19 protein-coding genes are annotated in these 20,195 nt (G+C 72.7%); 6 read left to right on the forward strand and 13 right to left on the reverse strand.

The features are described from left to right. Window positions 1–74: 74 nt before the first annotated feature. Genes Dfulv_RS27950 through Dfulv_RS27965 form a run of 4 tightly spaced genes read right to left on the reverse strand, consistent with a single transcriptional unit; the run spans window position 75 to window position 3,328 of the window. Window positions 75–629, reverse strand: coding sequence for an NPCBM/NEW2 domain-containing protein (locus Dfulv_RS27950; RefSeq protein WP_259856471.1), 555 nt, complete (start codon window positions 627–629; stop codon window positions 75–77). Beyond that, entirely contained in the window at window positions 626–1,729 is a 1,104-nt protein-coding gene (locus Dfulv_RS27955; protein ID WP_259856473.1) for an acyltransferase family protein, read from the reverse strand. Before Dfulv_RS27955 ends, Dfulv_RS27950 begins: the two co-directional genes overlap by 4 nt. Further along, window positions 1,726–2,379 (reverse strand): response regulator, encoded by a 654-nt coding sequence (locus Dfulv_RS27960; RefSeq protein WP_259856475.1) that lies wholly within the window; start codon window positions 2,377–2,379, stop codon window positions 1,726–1,728. The genes Dfulv_RS27955 and Dfulv_RS27960 overlap by 4 nt, the downstream gene beginning before the upstream one ends. Before the next feature lies 1 nt (window position 2,380). Next, the gene (locus Dfulv_RS27965) at window positions 2,381–3,328 is read right to left on the reverse strand and encodes a sensor histidine kinase (protein ID WP_259856477.1); all 948 of its coding nucleotides are present in this window, start codon (window positions 3,326–3,328) and stop codon (window positions 2,381–2,383) included. A gap of 201 nt (window positions 3,329–3,529) precedes the next feature. Here Dfulv_RS27965 and Dfulv_RS27970 point away from each other — a divergent pair, with 201 nt between their 5' ends. The 3 genes from Dfulv_RS27970 (at window position 3,530) to Dfulv_RS27980 (ending at window position 5,826) form a co-directional block, all read left to right on the forward strand. Then, window positions 3,530–4,045, forward strand: coding sequence for a cation:proton antiporter regulatory subunit (locus Dfulv_RS27970; protein ID WP_259856478.1), 516 nt, complete (start codon window positions 3,530–3,532; stop codon window positions 4,043–4,045). A 72-nt stretch (window positions 4,046–4,117) separates the two neighbouring features. Further along, window positions 4,118–4,600 carry a cation:proton antiporter regulatory subunit gene (locus tag Dfulv_RS27975; RefSeq protein WP_259856479.1) on the forward strand — a complete coding sequence of 161 codons (483 nt, stop codon included), beginning with the start codon at window positions 4,118–4,120 and terminating at the stop codon, window positions 4,598–4,600. Between the two features lie 8 nt (window positions 4,601–4,608). Continuing rightward, a complete protein-coding gene (locus Dfulv_RS27980; RefSeq protein ID WP_259856480.1) occupies window positions 4,609–5,826 on the forward strand; it encodes a cation:proton antiporter in 1,218 nt (405 codons plus the stop codon). A gap of 63 nt (window positions 5,827–5,889) precedes the next feature. On the opposite strand, the gene Dfulv_RS27985 is transcribed toward Dfulv_RS27980, so the two are convergent. From Dfulv_RS27985 to Dfulv_RS28000, 4 genes are all read right to left on the reverse strand, one after another. Continuing rightward, on the reverse strand, window positions 5,890–6,213 hold the full coding sequence (locus Dfulv_RS27985; protein ID WP_259856481.1) for a TraR/DksA family transcriptional regulator: 324 nt from the start codon (window positions 6,211–6,213) through the stop codon (window positions 5,890–5,892). Between the two features lie 273 nt (window positions 6,214–6,486). Then, window positions 6,487–7,110, reverse strand: coding sequence for a DUF4184 family protein (locus Dfulv_RS27990; protein WP_259856482.1), 624 nt, complete (start codon window positions 7,108–7,110; stop codon window positions 6,487–6,489). Between the two features lie 31 nt (window positions 7,111–7,141). Continuing rightward, on the reverse strand, window positions 7,142–8,716 hold the full coding sequence (locus Dfulv_RS27995) for a cation:proton antiporter (protein ID WP_259856483.1): 1,575 nt from the start codon (window positions 8,714–8,716) through the stop codon (window positions 7,142–7,144). Window positions 8,717–8,796: 80 nt separating this feature from the next. After that, window positions 8,797–9,513 (reverse strand): Crp/Fnr family transcriptional regulator, encoded by a 717-nt coding sequence (locus Dfulv_RS28000; protein WP_259856484.1) that lies wholly within the window; start codon window positions 9,511–9,513, stop codon window positions 8,797–8,799. A gap of 312 nt (window positions 9,514–9,825) precedes the next feature. Between Dfulv_RS28000 and Dfulv_RS28005 the strand changes: the two genes are divergently transcribed. After that, window positions 9,826–11,445, forward strand: coding sequence for an AMP-binding protein (locus Dfulv_RS28005; protein WP_259856485.1), 1,620 nt, complete (start codon window positions 9,826–9,828; stop codon window positions 11,443–11,445). 29 nt (window positions 11,446–11,474) lie between these two features. On the opposite strand, the gene Dfulv_RS28010 is transcribed toward Dfulv_RS28005, so the two are convergent. Then, window positions 11,475–12,074: a hypothetical protein gene (locus Dfulv_RS28010; RefSeq protein WP_259856487.1), complete on the reverse strand. Its 600-nt coding sequence runs from the start codon at window positions 12,072–12,074 to the stop codon at window positions 11,475–11,477. 236 nt (window positions 12,075–12,310) lie between these two features. Between Dfulv_RS28010 and Dfulv_RS28015 the strand changes: the two genes are divergently transcribed. Both Dfulv_RS28015 and Dfulv_RS28020 read left to right on the forward strand, forming a co-directional pair. After that, window positions 12,311–12,739, forward strand: coding sequence for an RrF2 family transcriptional regulator (locus Dfulv_RS28015; RefSeq protein ID WP_259856489.1), 429 nt, complete (start codon window positions 12,311–12,313; stop codon window positions 12,737–12,739). 37 nt (window positions 12,740–12,776) lie between these two features. Next, the gene (locus tag Dfulv_RS28020) at window positions 12,777–13,991 is read left to right on the forward strand and encodes a globin domain-containing protein (protein WP_259856491.1); all 1,215 of its coding nucleotides are present in this window, start codon (window positions 12,777–12,779) and stop codon (window positions 13,989–13,991) included. Between the two features lie 100 nt (window positions 13,992–14,091). On the opposite strand, the gene Dfulv_RS28025 is transcribed toward Dfulv_RS28020, so the two are convergent. The 4 genes from Dfulv_RS28025 to Dfulv_RS28040 form a co-directional block, all read right to left on the reverse strand. Next, window positions 14,092–15,765 (reverse strand): M4 family metallopeptidase, encoded by a 1,674-nt coding sequence (locus Dfulv_RS28025; RefSeq protein WP_259856493.1) that lies wholly within the window; start codon window positions 15,763–15,765, stop codon window positions 14,092–14,094. 112 nt (window positions 15,766–15,877) lie between these two features. After that, on the reverse strand, window positions 15,878–16,888 hold the full coding sequence (locus Dfulv_RS28030) for a Gfo/Idh/MocA family protein (protein ID WP_259856494.1): 1,011 nt from the start codon (window positions 16,886–16,888) through the stop codon (window positions 15,878–15,880). 159 nt (window positions 16,889–17,047) lie between these two features. Beyond that, entirely contained in the window at window positions 17,048–17,227 is a 180-nt protein-coding gene (locus tag Dfulv_RS28035; RefSeq protein ID WP_259856496.1) for a hypothetical protein, read from the reverse strand. Between the two features lie 130 nt (window positions 17,228–17,357). Further along, window positions 17,358–20,102, reverse strand: coding sequence for an AfsR/SARP family transcriptional regulator (locus Dfulv_RS28040; RefSeq protein WP_259856498.1), 2,745 nt, complete (start codon window positions 20,100–20,102; stop codon window positions 17,358–17,360). Between the last annotated feature and the right edge of the window lie 93 nt (window positions 20,103–20,195).

The raw sequence follows: 20,195 nt of genomic DNA on the forward strand, positions 1-20,195 counted from the left end.
CGATCCGCCCGTCGTTGAGGACCCCGCTCCACCGCCCGGTTCGCGCGGTCCGGGCCTGCGGACGGGATACCCCTTCACTGCGAGCAGACCAGCTTCGCGTCGGCCCACACCGCCGCCACCGGGCCGGCGTGGTCCTCGACGACGAGGTCGAGCCGTTCCATGCCGACGATCTCGACGCTGATCTCGCGCGCTTCACCGGCGGGGATCGGGCCGGTCGTGAAGACGGTCTTGTCGTTGGCCTCGACGCGGAACTCCGCGCTGCCGGTGTCGTGGACCGGGTCGACGCCGACGACCGCCGTGAAGCGCAGGCATCCCGGCCGTGGATAGAGTCGTACCGCGCTGGGCGTGTGGACGCCGAGTCCGCGTTCATGGGCGACACCGGCCAGGATGATGGGCACCCCGTCGTCGGGCTTCTCGCTGCCGTTGGTGCGGTTCCGTTCGACGGGTCCGGACCCGTTGCGCAGCGCGGTGTACGGCAGGTCGCTGACGAAGTTCTCCTGTTCGCGGACCGGTTGCCGGCTGGAGCCCTCTTCGTGGTGGTTGCCGGTCCACACGCCGGTGATCGCGGCGAAGACGACGGCGGCGACGCCGAAGCCGGCGAGTGTGCGGCGGCCCCAGGGATCAGTCACGCCCGGCTCCTGATGAGCTGGGGCAGCAGCTCCGGCCGGCGCCGGGCGGCGAGGTCCTCGACCCAGCCGAGCGCCAGGGTCGGCACGCAGGTGGCGGCCACCACGATGACCCCGGTCAGCAGGCGCCCCGACCAGCTGGCCAGGTCGACGTCACCGAGGATGTACCACGCCAGTCCCAGCATCGGGAAGTGCCACAGATAGATGGTGACGGCCCTGGCGTTGATCGCGCCGATCGTCCGGCCGAGCCAACCGTCCGGCTTCAGCCAGTGCAGCGGCTGGTCCACGCGCAGGACGGCGGCGACGAACGCCGCGGACCACAGGGCGTTGCCGACCGGGTGATGGTTGAAGTCGAAGTCGGCGTTCGCGGCGCCGTGCCGCACCATCCACGCCGCCCCGGCCGCCGCGGCGACGAGGACCCCGGCGGCGTAGACGGGGCCCGGGATGCGGCGCAGCAGCCGGTCGTGGTGGGCGTACCCGATCAGCCAGCAGGCGCCGTAGATGGACATGTCGCGGACCAGCGACTCGAACGAGCCGCCGACGGTGATCAGCTGCAGATGCAGGACGAGGGGCAGGGCGAGCGCCACGAGCAGCGTCGGGATCGGCCAGGCGCGGAAGACCCGCAACGTCAGCGGCGCGAGCACGACGAACCAGAGATAGGCGACGAGGTACCACAGCACCGCGGTGCTCATCCAGCCCCATGCCGCGCCACCGGGCGCCGGCCACTTCAACGGCACGATCCACCACAGCAGGTCGACGCGCTCGCGCGGCTGGTCGAGGAACGGGCCCCACCCGTCGTACAGCGTCAGCGGCAGCATGATCGCGCCGAACGCCCACAGCGGCGGCAGCAGCCGGCGGAACCGTCCCCGGATGACCTTCGTCGGCGAGCGGTCCAGCGACCGGGCGGTCAGCGACGCGGCGAGCGCGAACATCAGCCCCATCGCCGGGAACACCACGGTCATCCAGGCCAGGCCTGTGGCGTGGTACACGACGACCCGGGCCACCGCGGCGGCCCGCCATGCGTCGATGTACCGATCCCGCGACCGCGCCGGTGCCGCGGTCGACACCGGCGCCGCCGTGTCGCGCCGGGCGGTGTCGGTCAAGGCTCGATGAGCCCGGCGCGGATCGCATACCGGGTGAGTTCGAGCCGGTCGCGCAGACCCAGCTTCTGCAGCAGGTTGGCGCGGTGACGCTCAACCGTCTTGGCGCTGATGAACAGGATGTCGGCGATCTCCTTGGACGAGTGCCCCTCGGCGACCAGCTTGAGCACCTCCTCCTCGCGGTCGGTGATGACCCGGCCGCTGCCGAGGTCACCGGAGGCGGCCCGCTCGAGGTAGTTGCGGATGAGGGCGTTCGCCGCGCCCGGGTACAGGAACGGCTCGCCGCGCACCGCGGCCCGGCACGCCTCCACCAGGTCGCGGTCGGCGACGGACTTCAGCACGTACCCGGACGCGCCGGCCTTGAGCGCGGCGAAGAAGTACTGCTCGTTGTCGTACATCGTCAGAATGAGGATCCGCAGGTCCGGCAGCACCCGCGACAGCTCACGGGCCGCCTGCAGGCCGGTCAGCCGCTGCATGGCGATATCCAGGATGGCCAGGTCCGGCCGCTCGGCGCGGGCCTTCTCGATGGCCTCGGCGCCGTCGGCGGCCTCGGCGACGACCTTCAGGTCCGGCTCGCTGTCGAGGATCAGCCGCACCCCGCGACGCACCAGCGCGTGGTCGTCGGCGAGCAGGATCCGGGTGGGTTCGGGCATGTCACTCACTCTCCGCGGGAGCGGGCACCCGCAGCCGGACTTCGGTACCACCGCCGACCGCCGGCCCCAGCGCGAGGTCGGCACCGATGAGCAGGGCGCGTTCCCGCATCCCGCGGATGCCCGCCCCCTCGGGGGCGTCGCCCGGCCCGCGGCCGTCGTCGCGGATGCACAGCTCCACCCCCGTACCCCAGCCGGTCAGCCTGAGGTCGACGTGCCGCGCCCCGGCGTGGCGGGCCGTGTTGGTCAGGCACTCCTGCGCGACCCGGTACAGCACGAGCTCGACGTCCCGGCCGAGGTCGGCGTGGCGCTGGATGCTGTGCTGCACGGTGAGCCCACCGGTGGAGAACTCGGCCGCGAGTGCCTTCAGGGCACTTGTCAGGCCGAGTTCCTCGAGGACACCCGGACGCAGCCGCCGGGCGATGCGCCGGATCTCGTCCAGGCCGTTGCGGGTGGTTTCCTGTACCTGGTGCAGCCGCTCACTCACGGGCGGCGGCGCATGGTCCGCGACGCTCTTGAGCTCGAGCAGCACGGCGGTGAGCGTCTGACCGATCTCGTCGTGCAGCTCCCGCGCGATGCGCTGCCGCTCCGCCTCCTGCGCGGACAGGGCGCGCCCGGTGCTGGCGGCCCGTTCGGCCTCCAGCCGGTCGAGCATGGTGTTGAAGGTGCGGATGAGGTCGGCGATCCCGGCCTCACCGGTGACGGTGAGCCGGCGGCCGGGCCGGAGCAGGTCGATCGTGGTCATGGCACGGGTGAGCCGGTCCAGCGGCCGCAGGCCGACGCGCAGCAGCACGGCGTTGGCCACCAGCATCGCCACCAGTCCCCCGGTCAGGATCAGCACCTCGGGCAGCAGCACCGGGGCGGAGACCGTGAGCGGCGTGAGTATGAGCACGACCATCGCCACGACGAGCACAGCCGCGTTGAGTAGGAAGATCCGCCAGAACAACGACACCCAGTGCGACCCTCCTCAACATCTGCGCACCCCTGCCAGCCTCTCTCGGCCGCTCGCCGCTGTCCATCGGTGCCGACACCCATTCCGCGTCGCCCCGGCAGGGCGAGTTTGGGTGTCGACACCGATGCCGATCTGCGCATCTGCGGTGACAGTGGGATGTGCGCGGCGCACATGACACGAACGTACCGAACGGAGAACGGCATGCGACTCGAACGCACTCCGCTGCCCGGCATCGGGATCCACCACACGGCCGTGACCGCCACGCAGCAGCAGCTCGGGGTCGTCTGCCACAACACCGGCCGGCGCGACGTCGTGCTCTACCACCCCGACGACCCGCAGCGCGTCGACCACACCGTGGTGCTCGATCCGCACGAGGCCCGCCAGCTCGCCGAGCTGCTGGCGGCCACAGTCATGATCGACCATATCGGCGCCCCGGAACCGTCACGCGACGGGGTCTCCGCCGCATACATCCGGATCCCGGCCGGGTCCCCCTACGCGGGCCGGCCGTTGCGCGACGTCCGCACGGACGCCCCGGTCGTCGCGGTCGTCCGCCAGCGCAACGTCGCCGTCGCGCCCGGGCCCGGCTTTGTCCTGCGGGCCGCCGACGCCGTCATCGCCGTCGGCGAACGCGCGGTCGTCGCCATCCTGGCCGAACGGCTCGCCGGTGACTGCCACCGCGCCGACGAACCCGAGGCGACTGTCACACAACCGTCATGATCTCGTGGTAGTTCGGCCATAATCAGCCGTCAAGGTAACCTGCGGTCGTGCAGATGAAGGGGTTATCGGCTGGTGGATGCGGAACGCACAGCGCTTCCTGGCATTGGTCTGCGGCATGAGTTCCGCACGGAGAAAGGACAACAGGCGGCCGTCGTGTCGCATGTGTCCGGCCGCCGAGACCTGGTGATTTACAGCGCCGAGGACCCCGACACCGTCATCGCCACCCTGTCGCTGAACACCGACGAGGCCAACGGCGTCGCCGAACTGCTCGGCACGGCCCGCATCGTCGAGCGCCTCGCCGACCTCCAGCGGCAGGTGACGGGCCTGAAGACCGTTCAGGCCCCGATCATCGCCGGGTCGCCGTACGACGGGCGGAGGCTCGGCGACACGCAGGCCCGGACCCGCACGGGCGCGTCCATCGTGGCCGTCATCCGCGCCGGCGAGATTCTCGCCAGCCCGCGACCGGACTTCGTCTTCCAACCCGGTGACCTCGTGGTCGTGGTCGGTACCGCCGACGGCACCGCCGGCGTGTCCGACATCCTCGCCCGAGGCTGAGACCGCGTATGCATAGTGCCTTCGCGTTGATCGAGATCGGCGCGGTGATCCTGGGGCTCGGCCTGCTCGGCGCGGTCTCCGCCAGGTTCGCCTTCTCCCCGATCCCGCTGTATCTGCTGGCCGGCCTGGCGTTCGGCCACGGCGGCATCCTCCCCCTGGCCACCAGCGAGGAGTTCACCGCCACCGGCGCCGAGATCGGCGTCATCCTGCTGCTGTTCACGCTGGGCCTGGAGTACACCGCCCCGGAACTGGTCGGTACCCTGCGGCACAACTGGGTCGCCGGCCTCGTCGACCTGGTGCTCAACTCCGCCCCCGGCGTCGCCACAGCACTCCTGCTGGGCTGGGGACCGGTCGCCGCCGTCGCCCTCGGCGGTGTGACCTACGTTACGTCGTCCGGCATCACCGCGAAGGTCCTCGCCGACCTGCAGTGGCTCGGTAACCGTGAGGTTCCGGTCGTACTGTCGCTGCTGGTCTTCGAAGACCTCACGATGGCCATGTACCTGCCCATCCTGACCGCGTTGCTGGCCGGGGTCGGCCTGGTCGCCGGGCTCACCACCCTGGCCATCGCCGCCGCGACGATCACGGTGATCCTGATCGTCGCGCTGCGCTACGGCCGCTACGTCGAGAAGTTCGTCGCCTCGCCCAACGAAGAGGTCCTGCTGCTGAAGGCCCTGGGCCTCACCGTGCTCGTCGCCGGTGTCGCCCAACTGCTGCAGGTCTCCGCCGCCGTCGGCGCCTTCCTGGTCGGCATCGCGCTGTCCGGGCCGCTCGCCCACACCGCACGGCAGCTGCTCACCCCGCTGCGGGACCTGTTCGCCGCGGTGTTCTTCGTCTTCTTCGGCCTGCACACCGACCCGGCGGCGCTCCCGCCGATGCTCGGCATCGCGGTCCTGCTCGCTGTCGCCGGCGTGCTGACGAAGACCGCAACCGGCTGGTGGGCCGCCCGCCGGGCCGGTGTCGGGGCGCTCGGCCGGGCCCGGGCCGGCATCTCCCTCGTCCCTCGCGGTGAGTTCAACATCGTCATCGCCGGGCTCGCCGTCACCGCCGGGCTCAACAATCAGATCGGCCCGCTCGCCGCCGCATACGTGCTCGTCCTCGCCGTCACCGGCCCGATCCTGGCCCGCTCGCTGGAACCGCTCACCCGGTGGCGCAAGCGCCGCCACGGCACTCCCAGCGGCGACGCTCCCCCCGAGGTCGCACCGGAAGCGCCGGTGCCGACACCCTGACCGCGCCGGGAGCGGGGGCTGCCGTGCCGGGAGTCCGGCACGGCAGCTCCGCAGCCAGGCCCGTCAGCCGTTGCGCCGGCGCTGGCAGGGCATGCAGAAGCGGGCGTGCGGCAGAATCTCCAACCGCTCCCGCGGGATGGACGCGCCGCACTGCTCGCAGGCGCCGTAGGTGCCGTCGGCGAGGCGCTGCAGCGCGCCGCTGACCTGCTCCACGCTCTGCCGGGTGGCGGCGAGCAGCGCCGTCCGGGTGTGGTCCTCGGCCGGGTCGCCGGTGTCGTCGGTGAGTTCGGTGAGCCTGGTCTTCTGCACCTCGAGCTCGTCGGTCAGCGTGGTGCGCAACTCGGCGAGCCATTGCAGGTCGTTGGTGGCACGGATATCGGTACTCATGCCGGATCCCTTCCCGGAAAAAGAAAAAGGGCCGAAGCCGGAAGCTTCGCCCTGGTGGCCGTCGTGGTGGTGAACGGATGTCCCGGCGGGCCTCGACCAGCGGGCAACGGGTTAGGCAACCCGTGGATGAACGCCACCGGAAACGCCGTGTGGCCTGCCCCGTCCGCACACAGCACGGCCGACACCGGTGTCGCACCCGCGACGCCGGCGTGGATCAGCTGCATGGCCAACGGCATCGCCCAACCATAGGCGCACCTGGCCCGGAAACCAACGCTAAATGCCGATTGGTCGTCGGCCACGGTGGCGAGACCGCGATGACACACCGTGTGCGGCCGCCGCTACAAGGAGAGATACCGCGGCGACACCGAGCATCCGGGCGGACAGCACCGGCGGGCGGGGCACCGGCGGCAGGAACGGTACAACCCGCTCGCGCGTGGCCGGGGCGAGCACGGCGGCTGCCGTTCCCGCGGCACCAGCCGCCGCGGCCGTGCCCCAGAACAGTGCGGCCCGGCGCGGGACCGCCGGCGCCGGGCCGTGCCAGGCCGCGATGCGCCGCCGGCGACCGAGGCGGGCGGACAGCGCCAGCCAGCCGGCCGCGCCCGCGGCGCTGGACGCCAGGTGCAGCGGCATCCACAACGGCACGCCGGGCAGCGCCTCACGCCCCAGGCCGGGCAGGCCGACCCGGGTGCCGGGCACGGCGGCGTGCGTGACGTGGTCCCAGGCGACGTGGCTGGCGGCGCCGAGCAGCGCCGAGCCGGCCGTGACCCACCAGGGGTGCCGCACGCCGCCGAGCGCGCCGTAGTCGCGGGCGGCGAACGGGCCGAGGCCCGGCAGGTGCGCGGCGACGGTCGGCGCCGCCCGGCGGACGAGCCGGGCGGCGGCCATGGTGGCCGGCATGATCGCGACTCTATCGGGGGCCACGCGTTGATCACAGTCGTGTCTGGAGGTCCGTGCAGGCGGCGACCTCCTCGTAGTCGAGCTGCTGCAGCACGGCGCGGAGGACCTCGTCGTCGAGGTGGCCCAGGTCCCGTTCCCGGATCAGAGCCTTGCGCTGCTGGGCGAGGATCTGCTGGACCAGCTCGTGCGTCGGCTGGTGCAACACCCCGCGCATGTCCTCGTTCTCGTCCATCCGCTTCGGGCCGGCCGTGAGCATGTGTTCGACGCGCCGCTCGACGAGTTCGACGGCGGCGGCCTCGGCCCCGTCCTTCGACGCGGCGGCGCGCTCGGTGACCTGGCGCGCGGCCCGGCGCGCGACCTGCAGCGCCCGGTTCAGGGCGGCGTCGGCCATGCGGCGTTCGGCGGCGTTCTCGATGTGCAGCGAACGGACCAGGGGCTGCAGGGTGGCGCCCTGCAGCAGGATGGTGAGGACCGCGACCGACAGGGCCAAGGCCTGGATCAGGTTCCGGTTCGGGGTCGGTTGACCGGCGGCGGTCATGGCCGGGATACCGGCCGCGGCGGCGAGCGTCACGACGCCGCGCATGCCGGTCCAGGACAGCACCACGCCGTACTTCCACAGGCTCCGCCTGCCCGCGAGCGCCAGCGCGCTGAAGATCCACAGGGGGCGTATCAGGATCACGGCGAGCAGGACCAGTCCGACGCTGGCCATCAGCAGGACCGGCGCCGCCTCCTGCGTGGCGTCGCGCAGGATGAAGCGGACCTGCAGGCCCATGTACGCGAAGACGAACGCCTCGAGGACGAGGTCCGCGGTGCGCCACACCTGCCGGCTCTGCAGCCGGGTGGCGAAGGCCGCGCCGACGCTGTGGTGACCGACCCAGAAGCCCGCGGTGACGACGGCCAGCACACCGGAGGCCTGTAGTTGTTCCGCGGCGAGGTAGGCGACGAACGGCACGAGGGCGCCGAGCACGGTTTCCAGGGCCGCGTCGCGCAGCCGTGGACGCAGGTGGTGGACGACCAGCCCGGCGGCGAGGCCGACGAGGACGCCGACGGTGGTCGCGTACAGCGCCAGCAGCACCGGCTGGCCGATGACCGGCCGCGTGCCGACAACCGCCGCGACGGCCACCTGGAAGGTGACCAGCGCGACGGCGTCGTTGACCAGACTCTCACCCGTCAGGACCGTCATGAGACGGCTCGGCAGCTTGAGCTTCCGGCCGAGCGCCACCGCGGCCACGGCGTCCGACGGGGCCAGCACGGCGCCGAGGATGAAGGCACTGCCGAGCATCAGCGCCGGGATGAGCCAGAACGCGTACAACCCGACGGCGACGGCCGAGAACAGCACCAGGCCGACGCCCAGGGAAAGGATCGGCCAGAGGTCACGCCGGAAGCTCACGAACGACGTCTCCAGCGCGGCCGAATACAGCAACGGCGGCAGGACGACCGCCAGGATCAGTTCTGCGGGCAGTTCCAGCCTGGGCATCCCGGGCACGAACGACACCACCGAGGCGACCACGACGACCACCAGAGCGGCCGGCCATCCCCGACGATGAGCGGCGGCCGTCACCGCCACCGCGCCGATCACGACCAGGAGGAAGCCGACGCCGTTCACACAGCGTGCGCTACCCCGTCACAGGGACCGCAAAAGCCGCCGCCGAGCATCCACCTGGACGGCTGCGGCACGGCCGACGCTCAGTGGTCCGGCGGCTGGTCGACCGCCAGGACCTTGAGCCGGTCCAGGTCGCGGACGACGATCCGGCGGTACCCTGTCCGGACGACCGCCGTCCGGCGCAACTCGGCCAGGGCCCGCTGCACGCTCGGCTCGGAGGCCCCGGCGAGGGCCGCGATCTCCGGCTGGCTGAGGGGCACGTCGACGAGCAGCCCGTCGGGGTGTGCCCGGCCGTAGCCGAGGCTGAGCTGGTAGAGCACCCGCGCGAGCCGGATGAGCACCGGGGCGCCGCCCAGATCGACACGGAACCGGGTCGCCTGCCGCAGCTTGGTCGTGATGCTCCGTTGCAGCACCGCGTTCACGCTCGGCCGCGCGGTGATGAACGCGGTCAGCGTGCCCGCGTCGATGACACGGGTGACCGTGTCGACCGCCGCGACCACCGTGGCCGAGCGCGGCCGGCCGTCGAGGGCGGCGAGCTCACCGACGACGTCTCCGGGCACCCGGACCGCCAGGAGGGTGGTGTGACCGGTGCTCGTGTCGCCGAGCACCTTGACGCATCCCTTGAGGAGCAGATGCACGTCGGTGCCCCCGGCGCCTTCGTGGATGAGGGTGGTGCCGCGGACGTGCCGGCGCACCGTGCCCAGCGCGAGGAAGGCCGCCCGGTCGTCGTCGCGCAACTCGCCGAGCAGGCCGGCCTGAGGCCAGCGTGGAACGCCCGCCCGCCCCGGACCCTCAACCATCCGCCACACCGCCGTCGGTCGGACCGGGCTCCCGGCCCGGCTCGCTGCACCGCGCAGGCTACCCGGACCGGGCAACCCCTGGTCGACACCGCCGATCGTGTCGCACGGACGAGGCCACGCCGCCCGCGGGGAATGCGTCGACGAAACGTGGCGGCTACGGGAGGTGACCCAGGCGGCGGGCGGCTGTGGGTGCCCAGCTTGCGCATCACGGCGGCCAACTCCGGATCGGATGTCGCCGCCATGTGACCACCATCTCATGTCACACCCGGACGGGGGTAGCGCGCAGCGGGCGGCCCGGCCATCCTGCCAGGCATGTTGTCGTATGCCTCCGGGACCTCCGACGTGCCGCTGATCGGCGAGACCATCGGCGCGAACCTGGAACGCACGGTCGCCCGCTTCGGCGACCGCGAGGCTCTGGTCGACGTTGCGGCGGGCAAGCGGTACACCTATCGCGAGTTCGACGCGGCGGTGAACCGGGTGGCGCTCGGCCTGCTGGCCCGCGGCGTGGCGAAGGGCGACCGGGTGGGCATCTGGGCGCCGAACTGCGCCGAGTGGGTGCTGGTGCAGTACGCGACCGCGAAGATCGGGGCCGTCCTGGTCAACGTCAACCCGGCGTACCGCACCCACGAGCTCGCCTACGTGGTCCGCCAATCGGGCATGTCGCTGCTGATCAGCGCGGTGTCCTTCAAGACCTCCGACTACCGGGCGATGATCGCCGAGATCGGCTTCGACCGCACGGTCCTCATCGGCGAGCCCGGGTGGGACGAACTGTTGGCGGAGCAGGCCGGCGCGGCCGACCTCGAGGCGCGCGCCCGGGAACTCACGTTCGACGACCCGATCAACATCCAGTACACCTCCGGCACGACCGGGTTCCCGAAGGGCGCGACGCTGTCGCACCACAACATCCTCAACAACGGGTACTTCGTCGGGGAACTCGTCAGCTACACCGAACAGGACCGCATCTGCATCCCGGTGCCCCTCTACCACTGCTTCGGGATGGTGATGGGCAACCTCGCCGCCACCTCCCACGGCGCGTGCATGGTGCTGCCCGGCCCTGGGTTCGACCCGGCGGCGGCCCTGCGCGCCGTCGCCGACGAGCGGTGCACCTCGCTGTACGGGGTGCCGACCATGTTCATCGCCGAACTGGGCCTGCCGGACTTCGCCGGCTACGACCTGACCGGCCTGCGCACCGGGATCATGGCCGGCTCCCCCTGTCCGGTCGAGGTGATGAAGCGGGTCGTCGCCGAGATGCACATGACCGAGGTCGCGATCTGCTACGGCATGACCGAGACGTCACCGGTCTCCACGATGACCCGGCCCGACGACAGCCTCGACCGGCGGACCGGGACCGTCGGCCGGGTGCTGCCGCACCTGGAGTCGAAGGTGGTGGACCCGGAGACCGGGCTGGCCGTCCCGCGCGGCGAACCGGGCGAGCTGTGCACGCGCGGCTACTCGGTGATGCTCGGCTACTGGGGCCAGCCGGAGGCCACCGCCGAGGCGATCGACGCGGCCCGCTGGATGCACACCGGCGACCTGGCGACGATGGACGCCGACGGGTACGTCAACATCGTCGGCCGGATCAAGGACCTGGTCATCCGCGGCGGCGAGAACGTGTATCCGCGCGAGGTCGAGGAGTTCCTCCACACCCACCCGGACATCGCCGACGTCCAGGTCATCGGGGTGCCGGACGCCAGGTACGGCGAGGAGCTCATGGCCTGGATCGTGATGCGGCCGGGTACGCAGCCGCTCACCGCCGAGGCGGTGCGGCAGTTCTGCGCGGGCCGGCTGACGCACTACAAGATCCCGCGGTACGTGCACATCGTGGACGGCTTCCCGATGACCGTCACCGGCAAGGTGCGCAAGGTGGAGATGCGCGAGATGGCCGTCGACATCCTTGACCTGCACGACGCCGCAGTGGTCAGGAACGCCTGACCCGCTGCGGCGGCCGTGCGGTCGGGCGGCTACCAGCCGTAGTTGGAGCTACCGGCCGGGGCGGTCGGGCGCACGGGCGCGTCGGGGTCCACCGCATACCTGACCGGTACCGCCTCGGCGTCCTGGTATGGCGGGGTCAGGCCGAGCCCGTCGATTCCCACCGGACGATCGCGCTCCGCCACCGGCTCGGACACCGGGTCACCGGCCCGTGCCGGCCGGCGCCAGCGGCGCATGCTGAGCGCCCCGACCAGCAGCAGCACCCCCAGCACCATCGCGGTGCCGGTCCGGATCGGCGCGGCCAGGTCGACGTGCCGGCCGGCCAGCGACGCGTCGTCGGCGAACAGGTCGAGCACCCAAGACGGTGAGACCAGCAACAGGGTGTTGCTCAACGTGTACGCCGCGCCCATCACCAGCGCGCCCAGCGGCGAGAAGTGCAGCGAGCCGAGCATGCCGAGCAGCAGCCCGGCCGCGGCCAGGAACAGCAGCGGGCGGACGAAGTCGTCGGGTCGCAGCGTGCCGTTGCCGGCGTCGGCGAACACCGTGGCGGAGTGCCCCTGCCCGAGGGCCAGCAGGACCCAGGCGAGCGGAGCGACGACGAGCGCGGCGATCAGGGTTGCGATGTGACGCATGCCGGCGGCCTACCGGGTTCCGCGTGCCGAGGCGGGCCGGTCACCCCGGCCGACTGCTGGTGCAAACATTCGTCGTCCCTTCTCTGGACAAGTACGGATCGACGTCACCTGACGGTGCAGTCCCACTCAAGAAGCGAAAGAGCACCGCGAATTGTCACATCTCGGCGAAAGGTGCACGAGCGTGACCCCGGCCATAAAGAAGACTCTAAGACTCCTCTTTGGAGTACGGTCGAGTCGTGCGCCTCAACCGCTCCACCGACATCGGTCTGCGCATCCTCATGCTGGGTGCCACCCGCGACGGTCTGCTCACCATCGACGAGCTGGCCGACGCCGTCGAGGTGCCACGGCACCACCTGGCCAAGGTGGTGCAGCGGCTGCAGCACATGGGGCTGCTGGAGACCGTGCGCGGACGCAGCGGCGGGGTGCGCCTCGCGCCCACGGCCCACACGACATCCGTCGGCGGGCTGGTGCGTGAGCTCGAAGGCGAGACGGAGGTCGTCGACTGCACCGGCGACCCGGCCTGCCCGCTGAACCAGGGCTGCCGGCTGCGCGGGGCGCTGCGGCGCGCGCAGGAAGCCTTCTACGCCACCCTCGACCCGATCACGATCAGCGACCTCACCGCGCCACCGGTGCGGCAGGTGCTGCTGAGCCTGGGCCGCGCCTGAACCCGCGGTCCCTCGTCCCCTCGTCCCCTCGTCTGGAGTGACCATGCTGTCTGCCGCCAACGTCCCGATCGTGGAGGCGACCCTCCCGATCGTCGCCGACCACCTCGACACCATCTCGGGCGTGTTCTACGACACGATGCTGGGCGAACAGCCCGACCTGCTCAACCTGTTCAGCCGCAGCGCGCAGGCCACCGGCGAACAGCGGCAGGCGCTGGCCGGCGCGGTCGCGGCCTTCGCCGCGCACCTGGTCGGCACGGGACCGGACGCCACGATGTTCGAGCACCTGGTGGACCGGATCGCGCACCGGCACTGCGCCCTGGGCATCCGGCCCGAGCAGTACACCATGGTCGGCCGCTACCTGCTCGGAGCGGTCGGCACGGTCCTCGGCGACGCGGTCACCCCGCAGATCGCCGCCGCCTGGGACGAGGTCTACTGGCTGTTCGCCACCCGGCTGATCGGCCGCGAGGCGCGCCTCTACGCCGAGTCCGGAGCGGACAGTGCGGACCCGTGGCGCGAATACGTCGTGGCCACCAAGGTCGCCGAGGCACACGACACGGTGTCGTTCATCCTCACGCCGGCCGACGGCCGTCCCGCTCCGCGGTTCCTGCCCGGACAGTACGTCACCGTGGCCGCCGACCTGCCCGACGGCACCCGCCAGCTCCGCCAGTACTCGCTGTCGCAGTCCGCCGCCGGGGAGACCCTGCGGATCACTGTGCGCCGTGTGCGCGGAACCGGCGGCGCACCGGACGGCGTCGTCTCCGGCTTCCTGCACGACCACACGGACGTCGGCGACCGCCTGCGGCTGAGCCAGCCCTACGGCGACCTGACCCTGCGCTCCGGGAACACACCACTGCTGCTCGTCAGCGCCGGGGTCGGCATCACCCCGATGGCCGCCATCCTCGACCACGTCGCCCGCACCCAGCCGGCCCGGCACATCACCGCCGTGCACGCCGACCGCAGCGTCGACCGGCACCCGCTGCGCGCCGACGTCCACGCCAACGGCGCACGGCTGCGCTCGTTCGACCACCTCGTCTGGTACGAGCAGCCCACCCCGGGCACGTTCACCGGCCTGGTCGACGTGGACGCCATCCCGCTGCGCCCCGGCGCGGAGGTCTACCTCTGCGGGCCGATCCCGTTCATGCGAACGGTCCGGGCCGGCCTGCACCGCCGCGGCATCCCCGACGAGCGGATCCGCTACGAGGTGTTCGGCTCGGAACAGTGGGGTCCCACCCTCGTTCCGACGCCGGCCTGAACAGACCACGGTGACGGCCGGATCAGGGCACCGCGGCACGCTGGTGCAGCAGCGGCGCCGGCGCGGGCAGCCGCACCGTGGACGTAGCCGACCGAGGTGGTCATGGCTGTGCCGCAATACCGACGGCGTCGAAGGCCCCGCCGAGCGCGGCCAGCTTCGCGTCCTGGACCGCCTGCTCGGCCGACCGGAACAGGGTCCGGGCGGCGAGTTCCACGCCCCGGCGGCTGTCGCCGAAACCGGAGGTGCGCGACAGGTACTGGCTGAGCGCGAGATAGAACAGCGCGGCCACCTCGTTCGGCGTGAACACCGGCACGCCGTCCCCGTCCTTCGCCGTCAGCAGGTTGTGCGCGGCCTTGTTGTGGATGCCGCTGTTGACGTGCACCCAGCCCCAGTCGTTGCGGCGGCCCGGCACCTCGCCCCGGTCCAACCGGCGGAAGTCGTCCAGGTGCGCGGGCTGGCCGAACCTGGTGGGGTCGCTCAGGTCCCGGATCGGCACGCCGGTCAGGGACAGGTCCTCGCCCATCTCCCAGTTCCAGCCGTCCACGTCCGGCGTGGCGACGTTGGAGATGATGATGCCGAAGATGTCGGAGTACGACTCGTTGAGCGCGCCCGACTCCCGCACGTACTCCAGCCGCGCCGTCGCGTCGGTCAGCCCGTGCATGATCTCGTGTGCGACCACGTCCCGGGCGATCGCGTAGGAGCGCAGCGCGCCGTCGACCAGGCGCTGCCCGTAGATCATCTGGGTGCCGATCCAGGCCGCGTTCCTCCACTCCCGGCCGGCCGGGTCGACCCGCTGATACGTGCAGTTGACGCTGGAGACGAACGGCCCGCCCATGTTGTCCAGACCGTTGCGCTGCAGGACGTTGAGCAGGAAGTCGGCGACCTCGACGGCGTTGGCGTGGGCACTGATGGCGGCGCCGTCCCACGGTTCCGGCGGGTTGCCCACGAAGTCGCCCGGCAGGAGGGCGCCCATGAACCGGGCGTCCTGGAACTTGAAGTCGTGGGTGCGCACGTTGCGCAGCGAGTCGAGCAGTCGCAGGTTGCCGCCGCCGTCGCGCTCCAGCCGGAACTGGCGCCGCAGGCCCAGCCCGTCGGCGGCGGTCCCCTCCCCCGGGCTCCAGGTGACCGACTGGGTGCGGGGCAACCGCGCCACCACGGTGCCGGTATGCGCATCGACGACGTAGTCCACCAGTTCCGGCACGGCCAGGTGCGTGCCGTGGGACTCGCCGCCGCCCTCGCGCAGGACGTTCTTGGCGATGTAGACTAGCCGCCAGCGGTCCGGCTCGCCCCAGGTGTCGAAGTAGTAGTAGAGCCGTGGCGGTTCGCCCTGTCCGGTGTCGCCGGCGTCCTCGCGGATGACCGCGGCGGCCTGGGCCGGCGAGACGGTCGCCAGCGGGTCGACCTCCGCGGGCTCACCGACGGCGGAGCTGATCGCCAGCAGCGAGTTGTCGCCGTCGAGTTCGACGGTGACCAGCGAGCCGTAGACCGGGATGTGGTGGTGGTACTGGGCGAACTTGACGATCTTCGTGCCGGTGAGCGGGACCGTCTCCGTGCCGATGGTGCGGAACTCGGGGCCGCCGCCAGCCGGTTCCGGCGCGGTGAGCTCCGGCACCGCCGGGTTCGCGATCATCTGGTTGAGGTAGCGCCGGGCCGCTGTCTCGGGATCCAGCTGCTCCGGTTCGGCCGTGACGGGCTCGTCGGCGGCCGCCAGGGTCGCGTCGAACCGCTCGTCGTTGCTGTGCAGGGTGAAACGCTGAAGACCGTTGTGTGACATCGCTGCTGCCTCCCAGCAGGCGACCGGACTCTGGACCGGTGGCTGCCCCCGCGCTACGGACAGTGAAGCACCGACCGACGTACCGGAGCTGTCGGATCAGGGGCAGTTCGCCTCAGGACTCGCCCGCCGGGCCGATCCGCACCGGGGCGCCGCCCACGTCGATCGAGTCCTGCGCGGCGAACATGATCTCGGTCGCCAGGATCGCCTCGTGCAGCGTGGTGCCGGGGTGAGCGGCGCCGTCGAGGTGCCGGCAGAAGTCCTCGATCTCGGCCCGGTAGAGGTTGACCGGGGCGTGGTCGACGCGGCGGCTGCCGTCCGCGGTCAGGATCTCCAGGTGGTCCAGGCTGCGCTCGGCGAGCAGGCCGGGGGCGCGCACCGCGCCGTGTTCGCAGGTGACGAGCAGGTCGTTGAGCGCCGGGCCGGCCGACTGCGAGGCCGTCACCGTGACCGCGAAGGCCCGGTAGTCCAGCGTCGCGACGACGGTGTCAGCCGTGCGGGTGCTGCGCGCGTGGTGTCCCCGGGCGCGCACCGCCTCGGGCCGGCCGAACAGGTGCAGGGCGAGGTCCACGGCGTGGACGCCCGCGTCGAACAGGGCGTTGGGACCGCCGAGGGCCGGGTCGAGCTTCCAGGACGCGCTGGGTGCGTCGTGGTTCATCCAGAACGACCACTGCAGGCTCGCGGTGCTGACCGCGCCCAGTTCCCCGTCCTGGATCAGCGATCGCAACTGGGCCACCGCCGGCTGGTGGCGCAGCTGGTGGGCCACGACGAACGGCACACCGGCCGCCTCGACCAGCGCGCCGATGCGGGCCGGTGCGGCCCGGTCCGAGGTGAGCGGCTTCTCGCAGATGACCGGCTTGCCGAGGGTGAGCGCGAACTCGACGTGCTCGAGGTGGAGGAACGGCGGGGACGCGACGAAGACGACGTCGTATTCGTCGCGGCGCGCGGCGAACTCGGCGAGATCGGTGGTGACCGCGACGCCCGGGTCGGCGTCGGCGAGCTGCCGCAGGGCCCCGGCGTTGCGGCCGTGCACCACGCTCACCCGGCACACGTCCGACTCCCGCAGCGCCGGAACGGTGCGTTTCCGGGCGGTGCCGGTGCCGGAGACGATGCCGAGACGGTGCATGGAACGTGATCCGATCTTGGGACGCCGATTGCGGACCCACCCTATCGTCCGTGCGCCCGGACCGCTCCGAGGCCCGGCGAGCAGCTCGTCGAGGACGTCACGGACCGCCGACGGTGTGCGGTGGCACCGGCGCGGTCGGGCGCCGGTGCCACACACACGTCAGACCGTCCGGATCGACGTCCGGTCGCCGAGGCGCGGCCATCGGCGGACACGTCCGGTGCCGCTGGCGGTCATCCCGACCCGGGCCTCGAGGGACCACCCCCGGATCGGGCAGCGACACCGCGACCCGCTCGGCGTCTCGTCCTCGGCGACGGTGAAGACGAGGATCTGTACGGTCATGACGATCTACCGGCGGCCGGTCGGTGCCGGTGCCGGGCCGTGCGGTCCGGCACCGCCATTGAAGGCCGCGCCACTTGTGGCCCAATTGCGGCGCCATTGCGCTGCCCTGTCACCAATCGGACGGCACGGTTCACGCCCGCAGCGTGGCGATGAGGGCGGCGGCCTCGGTCCGGGTCATCTCCAGCCCCCGCACGTAGGCGGCCGCGTGCCGCTGCGCCGGCGCGCCGTGCCGGTTGCGGTGCGCGTTGGCCCGGCCGATGTGCTGGGCCGCGAGGCCGACCCGCCGGCCGATGCCGGTGACCGCGCCCCAGAGCAGCGCACCCGACTCGCCGTCGCCGGTGAGGGTCAGCGCACGCGCCAGCGACAGCGTGGTGACCAGCCAGGAGCTCACCTCCGGGGCGTTTCGCAGCCGGTCGGTGAGCGCCAGCGCGGCATGGCGGGCCTCCTCGTGCCGGGCCCGGTCCAGCGCCACCTCGACACCGAGCCAGCCGGCGACGGTCACGACCCATCCGTACCCGCACGCCCGTGCCGCCCGCCGCGCCTCGGCCAGCAGTTCGGTCGCACCCCCGAGGTCACCGGCGAGGTAGCGCGCGTGGCCCGCCACCATGCCGGCCTGCGCGCGCAGGTCCGGCCAGCCACCCGCCTCCGCGGCCACGAACGACCGCGTCGCGGCGCTGCCGGCGAGCCCCGCGTCACCGGACGCCGCGGCCACGAACGACAGGCCGCACAGGGCGTCGGCCCGCAGGTAGTCGTGGCCGGCGCGCTCCGCCTCCTCGACCGCGGCCTGTGCCTGCGTGACCGCGCCGGGCACGTCACCGGCGATCGAGCGCAGCGCGGACAGGCCCACCCGCGCCCGGCCGCGCGCCGCGCACCCGGCCGCCGACCGGTCCTGCCCCGCCGCCGTGAGGCTCGCACGCAGCCAGGCGGTGCCCTCCGCCGTCGCACCGTGATGGAACCAGTACCAGGCGACACCGCCGGCGATGTCGACGGCCGCGGCGCCGTCGCCGTCGGCGAGTGCCATGTTCAGCGCGGCGCGGACGTTGCGGCGCTCCATGTGCAGGCGGCGCAGCCAGTTCTCGGCCGCGTCGGTACGCAGTCCGGCGGCGGCGTCCACGGCGAGGCGGCGCAGCCAGTCCCGGTGCCGGCGCACGGTGCGGATCCGCTCGTCGTCGTCGATCAGGACGGCGGCGTACTGCCGCAGCGGCCGGCCCAGGCGGAACCGGTGCGCGGTCCCGCCCCGCCGGCCCCGCACGACCTCCACCAGCGAGCGGTCGACCAGCCGGGCGAGCCGGGCCGGGCCGGCGGGGGCGGGAGCGACCACGGCCATCGCGTCGAGGTCCCAGCCGCCGTCGAAGACGGCGAGCCGGCCCAGCAGCAGCGCGTCGTCCGGTGCGAGCGGCCCGTCGAGCGGATCCACGGCCGGGCCGAGCAGGACCGCCGGGGCGTCGCGCAGGTGGACCACGAGGGCGGGCAGGGGCAGCGCCCGCGACAGCGTGGCGGCCTGCTCAACGGCGCGCGGGAGGCAGCCGACGGCGGCACACACCGCGGCGACCAGCTCGCGCTCAGCCGGGTCCGGCCACGCACCGCCACGGTCGGCGCGGCGGCCCGGATCGGCCTCGACGGCCCGCGCGACGAACAGGTCCACGGCCGTGTCCAGCGGCAGCGCCGCCAATTCCAGCAGTACCTCGCCGGGCAGCCCGAGCGGCTCCCGGCCGGCGGCGAGCACCCGCAGCCGCGGGTCCTCGTCCGTGAGCCGTCGCACCGCGGCTGCCGTCGCCGGCCCGCCACCGTCGACGACGACCAGCCGCGTGGCGGGGTCCGGCTCCGCCGGCCACAACACCGGCGGTACACCGGTCAGCGCGGCTTGGCGGTGGGCGTACTCCAGCACCAGGCGGCTCTTGCCGACCCCGGGCTGGCCGGTCACCGTGACGATCCGCGCCTCCCGCAGCAGGTCGGTGACGGCCGCCAGCTCCGCCGCGCGGCCCACCAGCTCCGTCGCCGGAACCGGCAGCGGCGGCCCGGCGGGCTCCGTCGGCCCGCTGGTCTCCTTGCTCTCCTCCGGCTGGGCGGGCTCGGCCGCCCCGGCAGCAACCACCAGCCGGTCGAGCAGCACCGCGTCCTGGCGCAGCATCGCCGCCTCCAGCTCCTGCAGGGCCGGCCCGGGGTCCATGCCGAACCGCTCGCTCAGCGTCGACCGGGCCTCCCGCAGCACGTCCAGCGCCTCGACCCGCCGGCCCGACCGGAACAGCGCGACGGCCAGCAGCTGCCAGACCCGCTCCCGGCCGGGATGCTCACGCGCCAGGCCGGACAGGTCCACGACGGCCGCCTCGTGCCGGCCCAGCCCCACCTCGGCCGCCATCCGGTCGATCCGGGCCTGTACCCGCTGTTCCTCCAGCCGGCGCGCCGCCCGCAACGCGAACGGGGCGTCCGGGAAGTCGGCGTAGGCGCTGCCCCGCCACAGCGCCAGGGCGGTGTCCAGCGCCTCGCGCGCCGGCCCGTGCCGTCCCTGGCCGACCAGCTCATGCCCCTCGGCCGCCAGGGCGGCGAACCGCTCGGCGTCGAAACAGCCCGGCGCCGGCCGCACCGCGTATCCCGCTCCCACCCGCACCAGGACCCGCGCCGGCGAGCGCGGCGGCCGGTCCGGCTCCAGCGCCCGCCGTAACCGGGCCAGATGGCTGTGCACCGTGCCGAGCGCGGTCGCCGGCGGCTCGGCGCCCCACAGCCCTTCCACGATGCGGTGGAACGGCACCTCCTGCCCACCGGCGCTGAGCAGCATGGCGAGCAGCATCCGGGGCCGGAGGCCGCCGAGGTCCACCTGACGCTCGCCGAGCGTCACCTCCAGGGGTCCCAGCACCCCGAAACTCGGCTCTGCCATGCACGTACCTCCACCAGTGATCACTACGGACACCGGGTAGATGGCTGACAGCCGCCGACGGTTGCGGCGACGACCTGTCGCATGGACTACCGC

It is taken from the genome of Dactylosporangium fulvum (assembly GCF_025137375.1).
GTDB classification, from domain to species: domain Bacteria; phylum Actinomycetota; class Actinomycetes; order Mycobacteriales; family Micromonosporaceae; genus Dactylosporangium; species Dactylosporangium fulvum.

Excerpts from the sequence above, each read along its gene's own strand:
- Dfulv_RS28000 (WP_259856484.1), bottom strand. The coding sequence starts at position 9,513 with ATGGTTGAGGGTCCGGGGCGGGCGGGCGTTCCACGCTGGCCTCAGGCC.
- Dfulv_RS28005 (WP_259856485.1), top strand. The coding sequence starts at position 9,826 with ATGTTGTCGTATGCCTCCGGGACCTCCGACGTGCCGCTGATCGGCGAG.
- Dfulv_RS28030 (WP_259856494.1), bottom strand. The coding sequence starts at position 16,888 with ATGCACCGTCTCGGCATCGTCTCCGGCACCGGCACCGCCCGGAAACGC.
- Dfulv_RS28025 (WP_259856493.1), bottom strand. The coding sequence starts at position 15,765 with ATGTCACACAACGGTCTTCAGCGTTTCACCCTGCACAGCAACGACGAG.
- Dfulv_RS28035 (WP_259856496.1), bottom strand. The coding sequence starts at position 17,227 with ATGACCGTACAGATCCTCGTCTTCACCGTCGCCGAGGACGAGACGCCG.
- Dfulv_RS28040 (WP_259856498.1), bottom strand. The coding sequence starts at position 20,102 with ATGGCAGAGCCGAGTTTCGGGGTGCTGGGACCCCTGGAGGTGACGCTC.
- Dfulv_RS27980 (WP_259856480.1), top strand. The coding sequence starts at position 4,609 with ATGCATAGTGCCTTCGCGTTGATCGAGATCGGCGCGGTGATCCTGGGG.
- Dfulv_RS27970 (WP_259856478.1), top strand. The coding sequence starts at position 3,530 with ATGCGACTCGAACGCACTCCGCTGCCCGGCATCGGGATCCACCACACG.
- Dfulv_RS27985 (WP_259856481.1), bottom strand. The coding sequence starts at position 6,213 with ATGAGTACCGATATCCGTGCCACCAACGACCTGCAATGGCTCGCCGAG.
- Dfulv_RS27990 (WP_259856482.1), bottom strand. The coding sequence starts at position 7,110 with ATGCCGGCCACCATGGCCGCCGCCCGGCTCGTCCGCCGGGCGGCGCCG.
- Dfulv_RS27960 (WP_259856475.1), bottom strand. The coding sequence starts at position 2,379 with ATGCCCGAACCCACCCGGATCCTGCTCGCCGACGACCACGCGCTGGTG.
- Dfulv_RS28010 (WP_259856487.1), bottom strand. The coding sequence starts at position 12,074 with ATGCGTCACATCGCAACCCTGATCGCCGCGCTCGTCGTCGCTCCGCTC.